This window comes from Pseudoalteromonas luteoviolacea (genome assembly GCF_001696455.1).
Lineage (GTDB): Bacteria > Pseudomonadota > Gammaproteobacteria > Enterobacterales > Alteromonadaceae > Pseudoalteromonas > Pseudoalteromonas luteoviolacea_C.
Map to the genome: position 1 here is coordinate 25288 of NZ_MAUJ01000019.1, position 16889 is coordinate 42176.

Annotated in this window: 16 protein-coding genes and 9 tRNA genes; 22 read left to right on the top strand and 3 right to left on the bottom strand. The window is 43.3% G+C overall.

Features of this window, described 5'->3' with window-relative positions; genetic code table 11:
- Nucleotides 1-6: 6 nt before the first annotated feature.
- The gene (gene hemA, locus A7985_RS24615; RefSeq protein WP_065793048.1) at nucleotides 7-1263 is read right to left on the bottom strand and encodes a glutamyl-tRNA reductase; all 1257 of its coding nucleotides are present in this window, start codon (nucleotides 1261-1263) and stop codon (nucleotides 7-9) included.
- A gap of 83 nt (nucleotides 1264-1346) precedes the next feature.
- Between hemA and lolB the strand changes: the two genes are divergently transcribed.
- The 15 genes from lolB (at nucleotide 1347) to A7985_RS24690 (ending at nucleotide 7749) form a co-directional block, all read left to right on the top strand.
- The gene (gene lolB, locus A7985_RS24620; protein WP_081310730.1) at nucleotides 1347-1934 is read left to right on the top strand and encodes a lipoprotein insertase outer membrane protein LolB; all 588 of its coding nucleotides are present in this window, start codon (nucleotides 1347-1349) and stop codon (nucleotides 1932-1934) included.
- Entirely contained in the window at nucleotides 1935-2789 is an 855-nt protein-coding gene (gene ispE / locus A7985_RS24625; RefSeq protein WP_065793050.1) for a 4-(cytidine 5'-diphospho)-2-C-methyl-D-erythritol kinase, read from the top strand.
- 84 nt (nucleotides 2790-2873) lie between these two features.
- Complete coding sequence (locus A7985_RS24630; protein WP_063358080.1) at nucleotides 2874-3821, top strand: ribose-phosphate pyrophosphokinase; 948 nt, start codon at nucleotides 2874-2876, stop codon at nucleotides 3819-3821.
- A gap of 200 nt (nucleotides 3822-4021) precedes the next feature.
- Nucleotides 4022-4630 carry a 50S ribosomal protein L25/general stress protein Ctc gene (locus tag A7985_RS24635; RefSeq protein ID WP_046356450.1) on the top strand — a complete coding sequence of 203 codons (609 nt, stop codon included), beginning with the start codon at nucleotides 4022-4024 and terminating at the stop codon, nucleotides 4628-4630.
- Between the two features lie 19 nt (nucleotides 4631-4649).
- Complete coding sequence (gene pth / locus A7985_RS24640) at nucleotides 4650-5234, top strand: aminoacyl-tRNA hydrolase (RefSeq protein ID WP_065793051.1); 585 nt, start codon at nucleotides 4650-4652, stop codon at nucleotides 5232-5234.
- Nucleotides 5235-5280: 46 nt separating this feature from the next.
- Entirely contained in the window at nucleotides 5281-6372 is a 1092-nt protein-coding gene (gene ychF / locus A7985_RS24645; protein WP_063358081.1) for a redox-regulated ATPase YchF, read from the top strand.
- Between the two features lie 320 nt (nucleotides 6373-6692).
- Nucleotides 6693-6769: transfer RNA gene (locus A7985_RS24650), tRNA-Met, on the top strand.
- A gap of 46 nt (nucleotides 6770-6815) precedes the next feature.
- Nucleotides 6816-6900: transfer RNA gene (locus tag A7985_RS24655), tRNA-Leu, on the top strand.
- A 33-nt stretch (nucleotides 6901-6933) separates the two neighbouring features.
- Nucleotides 6934-7008, top strand: a tRNA-Gln gene (locus tag A7985_RS24660).
- Between the two features lie 2 nt (nucleotides 7009-7010).
- Nucleotides 7011-7087, top strand: a tRNA-Met gene (locus A7985_RS24665).
- Between the two features lie 22 nt (nucleotides 7088-7109).
- Nucleotides 7110-7194: transfer RNA gene (locus A7985_RS24670), tRNA-Leu, on the top strand.
- 145 nt (nucleotides 7195-7339) lie between these two features.
- Nucleotides 7340-7413, top strand: a tRNA-Gln gene (locus A7985_RS24675).
- Between the two features lie 23 nt (nucleotides 7414-7436).
- Nucleotides 7437-7521 (top strand) — tRNA-Leu (locus A7985_RS24680).
- 37 nt (nucleotides 7522-7558) lie between these two features.
- Nucleotides 7559-7633 (top strand) — tRNA-Gln (locus A7985_RS24685).
- Between the two features lie 31 nt (nucleotides 7634-7664).
- Nucleotides 7665-7749 (top strand) — tRNA-Leu (locus tag A7985_RS24690).
- A gap of 201 nt (nucleotides 7750-7950) precedes the next feature.
- On the opposite strand, the gene A7985_RS24695 is transcribed toward A7985_RS24690, so the two are convergent.
- Nucleotides 7951-9114 (bottom strand): FAD-dependent oxidoreductase, encoded by a 1164-nt coding sequence (locus tag A7985_RS24695; RefSeq protein WP_065793052.1) that lies wholly within the window; start codon nucleotides 9112-9114, stop codon nucleotides 7951-7953.
- Nucleotides 9115-9379: 265 nt separating this feature from the next.
- On the opposite strand from A7985_RS24695, the gene miaB reads away from it, so the two are divergent.
- The 7 genes from miaB to A7985_RS24730 all read left to right on the top strand — a co-directional run bounded on the left by miaB (nucleotide 9380) and on the right by A7985_RS24730 (nucleotide 15806).
- Entirely contained in the window at nucleotides 9380-10813 is a 1434-nt protein-coding gene (gene miaB / locus A7985_RS24700) for a tRNA (N6-isopentenyl adenosine(37)-C2)-methylthiotransferase MiaB (RefSeq protein ID WP_065793053.1), read from the top strand.
- A gap of 54 nt (nucleotides 10814-10867) precedes the next feature.
- The gene (locus A7985_RS24705; RefSeq protein ID WP_065793054.1) at nucleotides 10868-11917 is read left to right on the top strand and encodes a PhoH family protein; all 1050 of its coding nucleotides are present in this window, start codon (nucleotides 10868-10870) and stop codon (nucleotides 11915-11917) included.
- On the top strand, nucleotides 11914-12375 hold the full coding sequence (gene ybeY, locus A7985_RS24710; protein ID WP_065793055.1) for an rRNA maturation RNase YbeY: 462 nt from the start codon (nucleotides 11914-11916) through the stop codon (nucleotides 12373-12375). The genes A7985_RS24705 and ybeY overlap by 4 nt, the downstream gene beginning before the upstream one ends.
- A gap of 18 nt (nucleotides 12376-12393) precedes the next feature.
- Nucleotides 12394-13272, top strand: coding sequence for a CNNM family magnesium/cobalt transport protein CorC (gene corC / locus A7985_RS24715; RefSeq protein WP_065793056.1), 879 nt, complete (start codon nucleotides 12394-12396; stop codon nucleotides 13270-13272).
- Nucleotides 13250-14827 carry an apolipoprotein N-acyltransferase gene (gene lnt, locus A7985_RS24720; protein ID WP_065793057.1) on the top strand — a complete coding sequence of 526 codons (1578 nt, stop codon included), beginning with the start codon at nucleotides 13250-13252 and terminating at the stop codon, nucleotides 14825-14827. The genes corC and lnt overlap by 23 nt, the downstream gene beginning before the upstream one ends.
- Before the next feature lie 188 nt (nucleotides 14828-15015).
- Nucleotides 15016-15273, top strand: coding sequence for a hypothetical protein (locus tag A7985_RS24725; RefSeq protein WP_065793058.1), 258 nt, complete (start codon nucleotides 15016-15018; stop codon nucleotides 15271-15273).
- Nucleotides 15270-15806, top strand: a complete 537-nt coding sequence (locus A7985_RS24730; RefSeq protein WP_081310729.1) for a GNAT family N-acetyltransferase — start codon at nucleotides 15270-15272, stop codon at nucleotides 15804-15806. Before A7985_RS24725 ends, A7985_RS24730 begins: the two co-directional genes overlap by 4 nt.
- Before the next feature lie 135 nt (nucleotides 15807-15941).
- Here A7985_RS24730 and A7985_RS24735 read toward each other — a convergent pair whose 3' ends face one another.
- Entirely contained in the window at nucleotides 15942-16754 is an 813-nt protein-coding gene (locus A7985_RS24735) for a DUF4437 domain-containing protein (protein WP_218061307.1), read from the bottom strand.
- Nucleotides 16755-16889: the final 135 nt, after the last annotated feature.

Below are 16889 nucleotides of genomic sequence, written 5' to 3' on the forward strand. Positions count from 1 at the left end.
TAAATTTTATTCCTGTTCAATACCTAATGCCTGCTTTAGCAACACCAATCGCTCAGTGTCCCCTTCCTTTGCCGCCTTCTGAATAGCGTGCGTCGGGGCATGAGTGAGTCGATTAGTTAATTTATTTGCCAGTTCTAGCAAGACTTTTTCTGAATCTTTACCCGATTGTAGCTGATTTACAGCCTTTTCCACGAGCTCTATTTTTATTTCTTGTGCCGAAGTTCTGTATTGGCGAATAACATCGACAGATTTTAACGAGCGTTGCCAGTCTGCGAATTCTCGCGTTTTCTCGTCAATAATATCCTGCGCTTGCTTAGCCGCTTGTTCTCGGCTGGCAATATTTTCGTTTACGATTGCTTGTAAATCATCAACCGTATAGAGATATGCTGCATCTAACTCGTTCACCTGACTTTCAATGTCTCTAGGCACCGCAATATCAACAAACAACATAGGGCGATATTTACGTCGCTTTAAGGCTTGCTCGACGACACCTTTACCAATGATGGGTAAGGTACTCGCGGTAGAGCTAATCACAATATCAGCATGGTGTAATTCATCTGGTAACTGCGCCAGCGAAATCACACTCCCATCAATCTCTTGCGCCAAGTTTTTAGCACGCTCAATGGTACGATTGGCCACAGTAATGTGCTGTGGGTGATGCTGAGATAGGTGTTTAGCCACCAATTCGATGGTTTCACCTGCCCCGATCAGTAACACTCTGGTTTTATCGAGTTTGCCATAAATGTGCTTTGCTAAGTTTACTGCTGCGTAAGCAACCGAAACAGCACTGGCACCGATATCTGTTTCTGTTCTTACTTGCTTAGCCACCGAAAATGTTTTTTGAAACAAACGCTCAAACATCGGTTGGATCACATGATGTACTTTGGAGCTGTTGTAAGCTTGTTTAATCTGGCCAAGGATCTGCGGCTCACCAAGCACTAAGGAGTCTAAGCCACATGCAACTCGCATTAGGTGGTTCACGGCGTCTTGGTTTTGGTGAATATACACATTCTCTGCAAGCTCTTGCTCTTCGATATGATGAAATTCAGCAAGCCAACTGAGTAGTGCTTGGGAATTATCTTGCTCGAGGCTACAATAGATTTCGGTACGGTTACAGGTAGACACAATCACAGATTCGTGAAACGCTGATAGCTTATTAAGCTGCTCTAAAGCTCTCGACAATTGCTCTGGTGAAAATGCGACTTTTTCACGTAATTCAACTGAAGCGGTTTTGTGATTAATACCTAGTGCGATGATGGTCATAAATGCCAGTGTTGCCCGAGCCCTGCTTTAAAGCGGCCAATTTTACCAAAAATCAACCGAATATGGAAAGTAAGGAACCCCATTTGAAACAAATTCATTTGATTTTGCTCATGTTTTTTTTATTTCTAGGTGGATGTGCGCAGTCACCTAAGAGCCCAGTTCAGGGACAAGCGACCCTAAACACCCTAAATACGTTCAACGTCTGGCAAGCACGAGGCAAAATTGCCTTTATATCCGACGATGATCGCCAATCCGTTAATTTTAATTGGCAATTACAAAACGACAAGCAATCACTAACACTGTCTAGTTTTATCGGCACGCAAGTTTTAAAAATGACTGAGTTCGCCCACCACAGTGAAATTATCGTAGATGGTAAACCTTACACCGGACCTGAAAGCGGCCCGCTTATTGAACGGATCAGTGGGTGGCAACTGCCTATTAAACAGGCGCCTAATTGGTTCACAGCGACTCGCCTAAATGATCATTATGAACTTGATGTGCAAGGTAATATCAGCGAAGCTAGCTGGCAAGACGAACAAGGCAAGGTGTGGACCATTAAGTACCAACGATATCGCAACTTTGATGGGCTAACATTACCTGCGCGACTTACACTTTCACATCAAGATATATCAATAAAAATTCAAATAAACGCATGGCACTTTGATACATAAATGAACAAATTAACACTGACAGCACCGGCCAAATTAAACCTGTTTTTACATATAAATGGCAGAAGAGAAGACGGTTATCACGAACTTGAAAGTTTATTCACTATGCTAGACTTTGGTGATGAACTGACATTTGAGTTGACAGAATCAGACTCTATCAACATATCAGGCGATGTTGATGGCATTCCCAAAGAAGACAACTTAATCTACAAAGCCGCGATGTCTTTGCGAACATACCGAACCTTGAAAAAAGGTGTAACTGTACATTTAACTAAACACTTACCCATGGGCGGAGGAGTTGGTGGCGGTTCATCGGATGCAGCAACAACGTTACTCGCTCTCAATGTATTGTGGAATTGTCAATTATCGTTAGCTGAGTTGGCGGTTATTGGTTTACAACTCGGTGCCGATGTGCCCGTTTTCATTAATGGGAAAACGGCACTAGCTCAAGGGGTTGGAGAACAATTAACCACATATGAACAGGCTGATAAATGGTACTTAGTTATCGCCCCAGGTGTGCATGTCAGCACGGCAAAAGTGTTCACAGATCCGGCTTTACCACGCAGTACACCTAAACTAAAAGCACCGTGGAGTATGGCCGAAACTCGCAATGACTGTGAAGAGTTAGTTAAAAAGCTTTACCCTGAGGTTGAAAAGACCCTGACGTGGTTGCTAAAATATGCGCCGTCAAGAATGACTGGAACTGGAAGTTGCTGCTTTGCCACATTTGATGACGAGCAAACAGCACAGCGTGTACTCCAAGATATACCAGCTTCTTGGCAAGGCTTTGTAGCAAAAAGTGCAAGTGAATCGATTACTCACAAGCAACTCGCTACGTGGCTAAACAAAGAGAAGTAAATTAGTTTAAGTTAGCCTGTATTGACTGTGCTATTTAAGTCTTTGCATGTTAGTCCAAAAATTCAGTGCCTGAGGAACCCTACCGTGCCCGACATGAAGCTCTTCGCTGGTAACGCAACACCCGAGCTAGCTCAAAAAGTTGCAAAACGTTTATTTATTGAGTTAGGTGATGCCGTTGTAGGCCGTTTTAGTGACGGTGAGATCAGCGTTCAAATCAATGAAAATGTACGTGGTTCAGACGTCTTTATTATTCAATCAACTTGTGCACCAACAAACGATAACCTGATGGAGCTTATCGTTATGGTTGATGCACTACGTCGTGCTTCTGCTGGCCGTATCACAGCAGTGATCCCATACTTTGGTTATGCACGTCAAGACCGCCGCGTTCGTTCAGCACGTGTGCCAATCACTGCAAAAGTGGTAGCAGACTTCCTATCAAGTGTAGGTGTTGACCGCGTTTTAACTGTGGATCTACATGCAGAACAAATTCAAGGTTTCTTCGATGTCCCTGTGGACAACGTATTTGGTAGCCCTGTGCTTATCGAAGACATGAAAGAGCGTGATTTCGACGATGTTGTTGTTGTATCACCAGACATCGGTGGCGTTGTGCGTGCACGCGCTATTGCGAAGCTTCTTGACGACAAAGACCTTGCGATCATCGACAAGCGTCGTCCACAAGCAAACGTTTCTCAAGTCATGCACATTATTGGTGACGTAGAAGGTCGTGACTGTATCATCGTTGACGACATGATCGACACTGGTGGTACGTTATGTAAAGCAGCCGCGGCACTTAAAGAGCACGGCGCGAAGCGTGTATTTGCGTACGCTACTCACCCAGTACTTTCTGGCAACGCAGCTGAAAACCTACGCAACTCTGTTATTGACGAAGTCATTGTAACTGACTCAATTCCATTATCAGACGAATTACGCGCACTTGATAAGGTTAAAGTATTAACCTTAGCTGATATGATGGCTGAAACAATCCGCCGTATCAGCAATGAAGAATCAATTTCAGCAATGTTCGAACACTAATTCATTGCAGGAATAAATAAAAAAGCACCTATTGGTGCTTTTTTATTGCCCTAATGGTTTTAATCTAACCATGATAGTGCTATATTAGCGCGCCTTTTTTACCTATTGAGCCTACAATTTGTGAGCTTGATAGGTATACGCCAGAAAATTTGGTCGCGAGTTTTCTGACATTATTAACTTTATATATTTTGGAGACAGTTATGTCACAATACGTTTTAGACGCTGAAGTACGCGTAGAATTAGGTACTGGTGCGAGCCGCCGCCTACGTCGCGCTGAGAAAGTTCCTGCAATCCTTTACGGTTTAGGTAAAGAAGTTGTTTCTCTTACTCTTGATCACAACAAAGTGATCCACATGCAAGAAGACGAAGGTTTCTACACTCACATCCTTACGCTAAACATTGGCGGTGAGTCTGTTGAAGCTATCGTTAAAGACATCCAGCGTCACCCGTACAAGCCTAAGATCACTCACTTAGACTTCCAACGTGTTGATGCTTCTCAGAAGATCCACACTAAGGTACCAGTACACTTCATCAACGAAGAAGCTGCTACTAAAGGCGGTAACACTGTTGCTCACCACGTAACAGAAATCGAAATCACTTGTCTACCAGCTCAGCTTCCTGAGTTCGTAGAAGTTGATGTTGCTGCGCTAGAAGTAGGTGCAACTGTACACCTTTCTGACGTTGTACTACCTGCAGGTGTTGTTTCAGTAGAACTAGCTAAAGGTGCGGACCACGACCAAGCTGTTGTTACTTTGAACGCTCCTAAAGGCGCTGCTTCTGAAGAAGAAGCTGAAGAAGCTGCTGAGTAATTTTTAAGGTGTTAACACCTTGAATAATATTCAAATGCTTGTGGGCCTGGCTAATCCAGGCCCCGAATATGCAAACACTCGTCACAATGCCGGTGCGTGGTTCGTAGAAGAACTGGCAAAACGCTACAATTGCATTCTCAAACCTGACTCTAAGTATCATGGCCTGACAGGCAAAGTACTTATCAATAACCAAGAATTCAAATTGCTTATTCCCACCACTTATATGAATTTAAGTGGCAAAGCAGTCTCAAGCCTTGCAAACTTTTTTAAAATTCCAGCCGAAAACATTCTCGTTGCACATGACGAAATGGATATGGACCCTGGTATCGCCAAAATTAAAAAAGGCGGTGGCCATGGTGGACATAATGGCTTGAAAGACATTATTTCTAAGCTTGGCAACAACAAAGAATTTATGCGCTTACGAATAGGCATTGGTCACCCAGGTCACCGAGATAAAGTCACGGGCTGGGTTCTGGGTAAAGCACCCAAAGCTGACCAAGAAAAAATTGATGCGGTCGTTGATGAAGCAGTTCGCTGCATGGAAATTTTAGCGAAAGACGGTGTGTTAAAAGCACAAAACAGACTACATTCATTTAAGCCGTAAGACATATTCATACGGCAACAATTTGATTAACTGAAGGTTCAAAATTATGGGTTTTAAATGTGGCATTGTGGGTTTACCGAACGTTGGTAAATCAACCCTATTTAATGCATTAACTAAAGCGGGAATCGAAGCCGCAAACTTTCCGTTTTGTACAATCGAACCAAACACAGGCGTTGTTGCCGTTCCGGACCCGCGTCTAGATCAACTGGCTGCGATTGTTAATCCGCAAAAAACCATTGCAACCACAATGGAGTTTGTTGATATTGCAGGTTTGGTAAAAGGTGCATCAAAAGGTGAAGGCCTAGGTAACCAGTTCCTAGCCAATATTCGTGAAACTGATGCTATTGGCCATGTTGTTCGCTGTTTTGAAGATGAAAATATCGTACACGTTTCAGGTCAGGTAAACCCTGCCGATGATATCGACGTAATCAACACCGAACTTGTTTTGGCTGATATGGAAGCGGCAGATCGCGCAGCGCAGCGTAATGCTAAGAAAGCAAAAGGCGGCGATAAAGAAGCTAAATTCCAAAACGAAGTGTTAGAAAAAGTGAAAGCACACCTTGATGAAGGTTTAACACTGCGTTCTTTAGAGCTAACTAAAGAAGAGCTAGTTGCGATTAAGCCGCTTAACTTCTTAACTATCAAGCCAACGATGTATATCGCAAACGTTACTGAAGATGGTTTTGAAAATAACCCATTCCTCGACAAAGTACGTGAGATCGCAGCTGAAGAAGACGCTGTTGTTATCCCTGTATGTGCTGCGATTGAATCTGAGCTTTCTGAACTTGAAGAAGAAGACAAGCTTGAATTCATGGCTGATCTTGGCCTTGAAGAGCCAGGTCTTAACCTAGTGATTCGTGGCGGTTACGAGCTACTCAAGTTACAAACTTACTTTACAGCGGGTGTCAAAGAAGTGCGAGCTTGGACGATTCCTGTAGGCGCAACTGCACCACAAGCAGCGGGTAAGATCCATACAGACTTTGAACGAGGCTTTATTCGTGCGCAAACTATCGGCTTTGACGACTACATAGAGTACCAAGGCGAAAGTGGTGCAAAAGATGCGGGTAAAATGCGTCAAGAAGGTAAAGATTACATCGTAAAAGATGGTGATGTAATGAACTTCCTATTCAACGTATAAACGCTCAATTATACGTATGTCAAAAAAGCTCCTTTTTATTGGAGCTTTTTTCGTTTTTAAGCCCACAAAAATCTCTTGCGTGCAAAAAATCACGCGCGCCCCTATATTCAATTTCCTATTGAAGCGATGACTTTTTAGTACTTATCGTTAATCTAGTTTGTACTTTTAGATTTGTTTTGGTATAAAAACAGGCCGTTTCGCTTAATTTATCTGCAAACAATCTGTGATAAGAGATTTTTTCAAAAAAAGGTGTTGACGGCATGGGGGCATATACGCATAATACGCCCCGCACCAGCGATGGTGATAAACGAAAAAGAGATGGCTATGTAGCTCAGCTGGTTAGAGCACATCACTCATAATGATGGGGTCCCCTGTTCAAATCAGGGCATAGCCACCATGCTTTTTCAAGTTGATTAGCAACTTTAAAACTAACTACCTGATGTGCGGAAGTGGCGGAATTGGTAGACGCGCTGGATTTAGGTTCCAGTATCTTCGGATGTGAGAGTTCAAGTCTCTCTTTCCGCACCAAGTTCTCGATAAGAACTAAAATAATCGTTTCGTTGGAGTATCGCCAAGCGGTAAGGCAGCGGGTTTTGATCCCGCCATTCCCAGGTTCAAATCCTGGTACTCCAGCCAATGGCTATGTAGCTCAGCTGGTTAGAGCACATCACTCATAATGATGGGGTCCCCTGTTCAAATCAGGGCATAGCCACCATTTTCTTAAAAAGAAAATACATGCGGAAGTGGCGGAATTGGTAGACGCGCTGGATTTAGGTTCCAGTATCTTCGGATGTGAGAGTTCAAGTCTCTCCTTCCGCACCATGTTCTCGATAAGAACTAAAATAATCGACTACCATTGTTGGAGTATCGCAAAGCGGTAAGGACAGAAGAGAGAGGTTTTGATCCCTCACTCATCCACCCCCAGATTCAAATCATGGGACCAACAAATTAGATTTGAAATTTTTGTTGGAGTATCGCCAAGCGGTAAGGCAGCGGGTTTTGATCCCGCCATTCCCAGGTTCAAATCCTGTACTCCAGCCATCTCTCTTTAGAGATAAAATATTGCGGAAGTGGCGGAATTGGTAGACGCGCTGGATTTAGGTTCCAGTATCTTCGGATGTGAGAGTTCAAGTCTCTCCTTCCGCACCATGTTCTCGATAAGAACTAAAATAATCGACTACCTAGTTGGAGTATCGCCAAGCGGTAAGGCAGCGGGTTTTGATCCCGCCATTCCCAGGTTCAAATCCTGGTACTCCAGCCAATTATCTTCTATAAGATAATTATTAAACATTGCGGAAGTGGCGGAATTGGTAGACGCGCTGGATTTAGGTTCCAGTATCTTCGGATGTGAGAGTTCAAGTCTCTCCTTCCGCACCATGTTTAAATATCTTCTTACTTTAATGCACTCCCTTTATTCCTGTTACTATCAATCACTTTATTCGATACCTTCTCAAATTCATTTTTTCGTTTACTTATAAAGTAATTTAAAGCCTCATAGTGTTGTTTAATCACCCCTTTGCGCAATAAAAAAGGAAGCTCATTCGCTCCCTCTCTTCAAAACTTAAAAACTTACATTACTTAAAAACTGCCACCCATTGCATGCTTTAATACTTCTCTTTTAAGTGGGCCGGCTTTATTCGCGAGCGTTAATGCCAAGCTGCGTAGTGATTTGAGAGGCTTTAACTCGTTTGAAAAACCAAAGTAGCAGGCATCCATCATGCTCATCATTAATAAGTTATCTTTGCGGCGCATTTTTTCATACTGATGTAATTGAGATAACTCACCCACATCATCACCCCCTTGTAAGCAACCACCTAATGCAGCAACATCTTTAAATCCAAGATTAACACCCTGCCCAGCCAGTGGGTTGATCGTATGGGCAGCATCTCCAACCAACACCAATCGCCCCTTGCTGTATTGATTAGCGTGTTGACGCGCAAGTGGGAAAACAGCGCGCTGTTCGATTGTGAAATCTCCTGGTAGGTCAAAGAACTGTGAAAGCACCTCTTCTTTAAGCGCTTCGTTAGAGAGCGTTTGCAAACGCTTAAGCTCTGAGCTGTGGTGATACCAGATGAGATTGGCATAAGGCGCTTGCATCGGCAAAAATGCAATTGGGCCTGTCGGTTTAAATTCCTGCCATGTTTTAACCTGTTGCGGGGCATCTAATTTAATCAAAATCCCCATGCAGTGTTGCTGGTATTGCCAGCCGGTAACACCAATACCAGCTAAATGTCTGAGCTGCGAGCGCCCTCCATCAGCAGCGATCAAGAGATCCGCTGTAAACCTTTGCTCTGGGTAGACTAGTTCAATACTGCTTAGGTGCTGCTCAACGGCTATTGGGGCGTCTTTAACCTCAACAACCTGAATATTGTTTTCTTCAAATTGAGACCACAAAGCGGCTTGTATAATGCTATTTTCAACCAAGTGCCCCAAATGCGACGTTGAGACCTCTTCTCTGTCAAACAGCAAGTGTTCACTGCCCTGCTCATAGGCTTCTAATTGATGATATGGTGCATTGCGACTCAATCGAATTAAATCCATCGCACCCAATTTATCTAGTAATGCCTCCGAAAAACGGTTGATTGCCGATACTCGAATATCTACTTGCTCTCCTTCAAGTACCGCCCTCGCATCTATCGGATTATTCTCAATGACAGTGACTTGGCAACCTTGGCGCGCTAGCTCTACCGCTGCCGCGGCACCTACCATGCCCCCACCGACTATCAACACGTTATTTTTCATAAATTTGCCTACATTTTTTGGTGTATATACATTGTATCTTAAATCCTAGAAAAAAGATCTCTTCCGACGATTGTAGCTGAATAATTACACCCGTCATTGATCCCCACTTTGAAAGATGAAATCTATACTTGGCTAGTGACTACAGGTCATATAAAATACGCCTCTTTTTAAGCTATTTTAGTAAGTGTAAGTCAGTTATAGGGGTATTTTATTAACTGGCGAGGCGTTGTGCTTATCATCGAATTGAAAACGAGGCTTTATTTCAATGGGTAAAAAATTGCATATCAAAACCTGGGGCTGTCAAATGAATGAGTATGACTCCCAGAAAATGGCGGATCTACTAGACTCCACCAATGGCTATCAGCTGACAGAAGAGGCTGAGCAGGCGGATGTGATCCTACTCAATACCTGTTCAATTCGTGAAAAGGCGCAGGAAAAAGTTTTCCACCAATTAGGTCGCTGGAAATTACTAAAAGAAGATAACCCTGACTTGGTTATTGGTGTCGGTGGCTGCGTGGCTTCTCAAGAGGGTGACACTATCCGTCAACGTGCCCCTTTTGTTGATATTGTATTTGGCCCGCAAACACTGCATCGCCTACCGGAAATGATCAAACAAGTACAGGGTAAAGAAGGCTCAGTGGTCGATATTTCATTCCCAGAAATTGAAAAGTTCGATCGTTTACCAGAGCCAAAAGCTGAAGGGCCTACCGCCTTTGTATCGATTATGGAAGGTTGCTCTAAATACTGTACTTTCTGCGTGGTGCCATACACACGTGGTGAAGAAGTGAGTCGCCCACTTGACGATGTCATTTTAGAAGTTGCTCAACTTGCCGAACAAGGTGTTCGTGAAGTCAACCTACTAGGTCAAAACGTGAATGCGTTCCGTGGTGAAATGCACGACGGTGAGATCTGTTATTTCTCAGATTTACTGCGTTATGTTGCTGCGATTGACGGTATTGACCGTATTCGCTACACAACATCACACCCTGTGGAATTTACGCCAGATATCATCGAAGCGTACAAAGATGTGCCAGAGCTTGTAGATCACCTACATTTACCAGTTCAAAGTGGTTCTGACCGCGTACTTAACCTGATGAAGCGCGGCCACACGGCCCTTGAGTACAAGTCAACAATCAGAAAGCTTCGCAAAGTGCGTCCTAATTTGAGCATGAGCTCAGATTTCATCATCGGCTTCCCAGGTGAATCTAAGGCGGACTTTGAAGAAACAATGAACCTTATCAATGCCATTGGCTTTGATATGAGCTTTAGCTTTATTTATTCTGCTCGCCCTGGTACGCCAGCCGCAGACTTGCCTGACGATGTACCTGAGCAAGAGAAAAAAGAGCGCCTTTACATTTTACAAAATCGTATCAACCAAATGGCACAAGATATTAGCCGCAAGATGTTTGATACTGAGCAACGTATTTTAGTGGAAGGCCCATCTAAGAAAAACCCAATGGAGCTACGTGGACGTACTGAAAATAACCGCGTGGTTAACTTTGAAGGGCCACATTCAGTGATCGGTCAATTTGTTGATGTACGTATTACAGAGGCGCTACCAAATTCACTTCGCGGTGAATTGCTCAGAACCGAAGCTGAGATGGATTTGCGTCGTGATGTTGCCCCATCGGACATTTTAAATCGCGCACCATCGGAACCTGAAGCTAACGAGTTAGGTGTTGCTACCTTCACTCCATAGAACGAACGTTTTGCGCCAGCTCCTTGCTGGCGCATTCAATCTTAGGAAGTCATTTTGAGCAATCAAGTAAAAAATATTGAGTTTTATCTAGAACCTGCCGACAACAACCGCCTATCTTCTCTTTGTGGCCCTTTTGACGATAACTTAAAACAAATAGAACGCCGACTTGGCGTCGAAGTTGCTCACAGAGATAACTGGTTTAAAGTCACAGGTAATCAAATCACAGCCAAAGCTGCGGTCGATATTTTAAAGTCTCTGTACGTTGATACTCAACCTGTAAAAGGTAAAGCCAAAGATATTGAGCCAGACAACGTGCATTTGGCAATCACCGAAGCGAATTGCCTTGAACAAGACACGCCTAATGTGTGGGAAAAAGAAGTCTTTATTAAAACACGTCGTGGCGTAGTTAAACCGAGAAACCCGAATCAAAGCCAGTATGTTGCAAATATTCTGACTCACGATATCAGCTTTGGTATTGGTCCTGCGGGAACAGGTAAAACCTATTTAGCCGTTGCTGCTGCCGTAGACGCATTAGAGCGTCAAGAGATAAGACGTATTCTTTTGACTCGTCCTGCAGTCGAAGCAGGTGAAAAGCTGGGCTTTTTGCCAGGTGACTTAACACAGAAGATTGATCCATACTTACGCCCGCTTTATGACGCATTGTTTGAGATGCTGGGTTTTGAAAAAGTTGAACGTTTAATCGAAAAAAATGTCATAGAAGTTGCCCCTCTTGCTTATATGCGTGGACGAACTTTAAATGATGCCTTTATCATTCTCGATGAAAGCCAGAATACCACAACAGAACAAATGAAAATGTTTTTGACGCGTATTGGCTTCAACTCAAAAGCGGTCATCACCGGAGATATCACACAGGTTGATTTACCCCGTGGAGCGCGCTCAGGATTACGTCACGCGATAGAAGTACTCAGTAATGTAGATGAAATCTCATTCAACTTCTTTAAGTCACATGATGTTGTCCGTCACCCAGTTGTGGCACGAATTGTGGAAGCATACGAAGAGAAAGAAGAGCAAGAGCGTCAAGAAAAAGTTGCGAAGCAAAGAGCAAGACAGCAAGCAGCTGAACAACAAGGTCCAGAATCATGAGTGTTGATGTAGATTTACAGCTCGCCTGTGAGTTTAAAGAATTGCCAAGCGAAAGCCAGTTTCAAAACTGGGCTGAAAAAGCGCTACTTCCGTATAGAGAACATGCTGAAGTGACAATTCGCATTGCTGATGAAACTGAAAGCCAAGAATTGAATAGCCAATACAGAGGAAAAGACAAGCCGACGAACGTACTGTCATTTCCTTTTGAAGCACCACCGGGTATTGAATTGCCGCTTGTTGGAGACCTAATTATTTGTCCTCAAGTGGTTTTTCGTGAAGCTCAGGAACAAGAAAAATCTTTCCATGATCATTTTGCTCATATGGTCATTCATGGGTGCTTGCATTTGTTGGGCTTTGACCATATAAATGAACAAGACGCCATGGAAATGGAAAGTCTTGAAAAAGAATTTTTAGCCGATTTGGGCATTGCTGACCCATATCGAGATGACATTAATTAATTGGAGTAAAAGACTACAATGAGCGACGATAACTCGCAAAGTAGCCAGGGTTCTTCTAGCAGAAACTGGCTTGGACGCATCACTCAGATGCTGCAAGGGGAACCCCAAAACAAAGAAGAGTTGGTAGAAGTCATTGCTGACGCTCAAGAAAGAGCACTTATCGACCCTGAGACTAAAGACATGATGGAAGGTGTTTTGAGTGTTTCTGAGCTCAAAGTTCGCGACATCATGATCCCGCGCTCTCAAATGATAACGCTTGATGTAGAGCAAGACTTAGAGTCTCAACTACCAGCGATGGTTGAGTCTAGTCATTCACGCTTCCCCGTGGTTTGTGAAGACAAAGACCATGTTGAAGGTATATTGCTCGCAAAAGATCTTTTACCTTTAATTCTCAAGCGTAATGGCTCACTGCCTGCAATCAAAGAGTACTTACGTCCGGCTATTGTAGTACCCGAAAGCAAAAGGGTTGATACTTTACTTAATGAATTCAGACAAAAGCGATATCACATGGCTATCGTAATTGATGAATATGGTGGTGTATCAGGCTTAGTTACCATTGAAGATATTCTCGAAACCATCGTGGGTGAAATCGAAGATGAACACGACGATGAAGATGAGCAACAAGATATACGTCAACTTTCTAAGCATGTATTTAATGTGCAGGCGCTCACGCCACTTGAAGAGTTTAACGAGTACTTTAAAACAGAATATGACACCCAAGAAGCGGATACTATCGGTGGTATTATCTTGCATGCGTTTGGTCATATGCCAAGCAAAGGTGAAACCATTGATGTCGAACCGTTGCAGTTTAAAGTAACCAATTCTGACAATCGCCGTATTTTGCAATTGCAAGTAACGGTGCCTAAAACTGAGCATGTTGAAGACACAACTGAATAAGCTCACTACCCTATGTAAAGATAAAAACGCATGGCTTGCTCTTATTGCAGGCTGTGCGCTTACACTCGCCTATGCGCCATTTGGCCTGTGGCCCCTCACATTTGTCTGCTTGATAATAGCAATTTATGTCACCGATCAACCCACCCCCAAACAAGCCGCTAAATATGGTTTTTTGTTTGGATTTGGTTGGTTCGCGCTAGGTATTAGCTGGGTCCATGTTTCTATTGCACAATTTGGCGGGCTGCCAATTGCACTCTCTTTGCTTGCAATGGCGTTCCTGTGTGCTTATTTAGCCATTTACCCCGCACTGGCTTTTGCTTTTGCAAATCGCTATAGCAAGTCTCACTGGCAACGATTGGCATTACTCATCAGTGGATTTGCAATCACAGAGTACCTTCGAGGTACCCTGCTGACAGGGTTTCCTTGGCTCAGCTTTGGCTACACACTGACAGATTCGCCACTCAATAGCTTGGCACCTTGGATAGGCGAATTTGGCTTGACGCTCATCTGTGTTGCACTTGGCTATGCCGGATACTGGCTGCTTAGATACAGGCACTATAAAAGTGTCATGGTGACACTCACTCCTATCGCTTTATTGTATCTTTTCAGTGCGTACAGCACAGATAATCGCTACAGTGGCCAACAACTTAAAACCTTGCTGGTACAGGGCAATATTGAACAGAGCCTACGCTGGGCCCCAGAGCAGTTTTGGCCAACTATGTCTAAATACCAAGACATGACCAGACCTAATTGGGCAGACGTTGACTTGGTTGTTTGGCCTGAAGCGGCTATCCCTGAGATTGAAGACTATGCGTTCGACTATTTAATCAATTTAGATAAAGCAGCGGCCTTCAATAACACCGCATTGATAACCGGGATCCCAGACTACCAGTTTGATACACGCAATGTATACAACACCCTTATCGTACTCGGCAAAAAGCAGCGTGATGATCAAGAGGGTCATTATCGATACCTGCATCGCAATCGCTATCAAAAACACCAATTGCTGCCCATCGGGGAGTTTGTGCCCTTTGAGGATGTGTTAAGACCGCTTGCCCCACTATTCGACCTGCCGATGTCCTCTTTTTCTCGTGGGGATGCAGTACAAAATAACTTGCTTGCCAATGGTCTTCATGTGTTACCCGCAATATGCTATGAAATTGCATTTAGCGAGCTGGTACGTGGTAACTATACCCATGAGTCAGATATCTTATTTACAGTCAGTAATGACGCATGGTTTGGCGACTCGCATGGCCCGCATCAACATATGCAAATTGCAAGAATGCGCGCATTAGAGCTGCAAAGGCCCATGGTGCGGGTGACAAATAATGGGATAAGCGGCGTGTATGATCCGCTATCTCAACAACAGGTCACGATACCGCAGTTTGCCAGTGAGGTACTCAGTACAGAATTAAAACTGATATCCGGCCATAGTTTTTTTAGTAAACAAGGACATACCCCTGTATGGTTGTTCGTTGGCTTATTATTACTCTTGGTATTTTTTACAAATGCCAAAAGTTACTTGTCTTCTAAAATGGAAAAAGCATTCTTCTAGTTTTGAGTTAATAGAGCGAAAAAACCAACCAATCCATGCCCCCACTTTGGTGCAAGTCTGGAGACAAAGCACCTTTATGGCTCAAAACTCACATATTGAAAAATATATCTAACTGATTTTATTGCACTTGAAATATGGCACTAATCTTTCTTCTCGTTATTTTTCTAACAAGTGAAAAAGGGCCTCCCATGGATATAACGACTTTAAACAAACAAAATAATTTGCGCCGAGCAATACAAATGGTAAACGAAAAAGGACTAAGCATTAGCGAAAGTGCCAAATCATGCCATATTTCTCAACAGCGTTTATATAAAGCCGTGCGCGCGCACAATGCCACTCAGGCACAACAATTAGCTCAACTGCAAATCAAACGTAGCAATCTATTTAAACAGCTTTCTGATTTAGATGCGCATATCGCTGAGTTAAAGTGCATGGTGACCAAGTGATAACAATTGAACGCATTGCTCTATTAGAACAGCCAATCATTGAGAGTTTACACACGCTCTTAAGTGCTTGCATTAATCAGGGGGCCTCTTTGGGCTTTTACGCGCCAGCCAAAGCCTGTGAGTTGGCTCTATACTGGAAAATGGTGGCACGAGATATTAGCAATAATCAAAAATTGTTATATGTGCTTTATGATGACAATGAGATACATGCCACAGTGCAGCTGGCATTGTGCCAAAAACAAAATGCCCGTCATCGCGCAGAGGTTGAAAAATTACTCGTTCATCCAGGCTCGCACCGTCAAGGATATGCTTCAAAACTGATGGCATATGTTGAGTCAGATGCGTTGCAACAGGGTGTTCAACTGTTGGTTTTAGATACTCAAAGTGGTGACAAAGCTGAGCAGTTTTATCATTCAACAGGGTACACCAAAGTTGGGCAGATCCCTTACTACGTATCTGACACGTCGGGGCAATTACATAGCACGAGTTACTATTATAAATACCTTGCAGCCAACAAGTCGTCACTGGGCTAAATACTTGTTTACAGATAAAATGGGCACTCTATCGAGGGCCCAAAGGTGACTATAGCAGTAGGCAAAGCAGCTGGCTGACAAAACAATTAATATATCGCTTTTAAGATTACAAAAATAAACAGCAAGTACATTGCATTATTTACTACTTAAAATATGAAGTCTGCCATTAGTACGAACATAAATTATCACTTCATCACTGACCGCACCAATATGTGACGCATTACCTGCGTGACTAAAATAACTACCGGGGTTAAGCATTGTTTGCTGATTAATAGGTTTTAATTGACCACTAATCACAACAGCATGAAAGACGCTTCCTTCACTTTTTATCTGTCCGAGAAAGCCTTTTGGAAGCTTAATGAAGCTACCATTAAACTGGCCTTTAGAGGTACTTCCCCACAAAAATGCGCGTTTGATATCTTGCGGAGTATCAATCCATTTGATGTCATTCGCACCAAGCCAAACTAGGTTTGATTGATCCACATTCACGGCTCGCTCACCATTATCAAACGCTTGCTCTTTTGGATGCACCAAATAAGGGCCATTATCAATCTCAATGTAGGCAATACTGTGCGTCCCTTTTGCTGCGGTAATGTGTGCTTCACCAGCAGGCTGCGTCCAAAAAGATCCGGCCGGTAGCCACGCGGCTGTGGCTTCTGGATCATCATTGTGAATAAGCCCTTCAATAACAACCCCTCGATAAGTCACATTATGAATATGTGGTGGCGATTCAAAACCCGGCTTAAACTTAACCAAAAAGCCTGTGGCTGAACTGCTTTTACGATCGCCCCATAAGTCAGCAGCTTGAGGGCTGGCGGCACCCCTTGCGGGGTTTAAAGGGCCCCACTTAAGCTGTTCGCTAGAGCGTACTTCTAATTCATTACTGCTGGCGATATGGCTATTGAATAAAAATAGACCTACTAAAATTATCTTAAAACGGCTTATCACAATTACTCCTATGTGCTCCGCTGATAAGAGCCCATTGGCTCCTTCCAAACCATAGAGTAATTCCTATTGCTAAAGCTGATAACAAGCACAAAAGAGAAAACATAATTAAGATTTTATTGATAATTGAATAAGCCG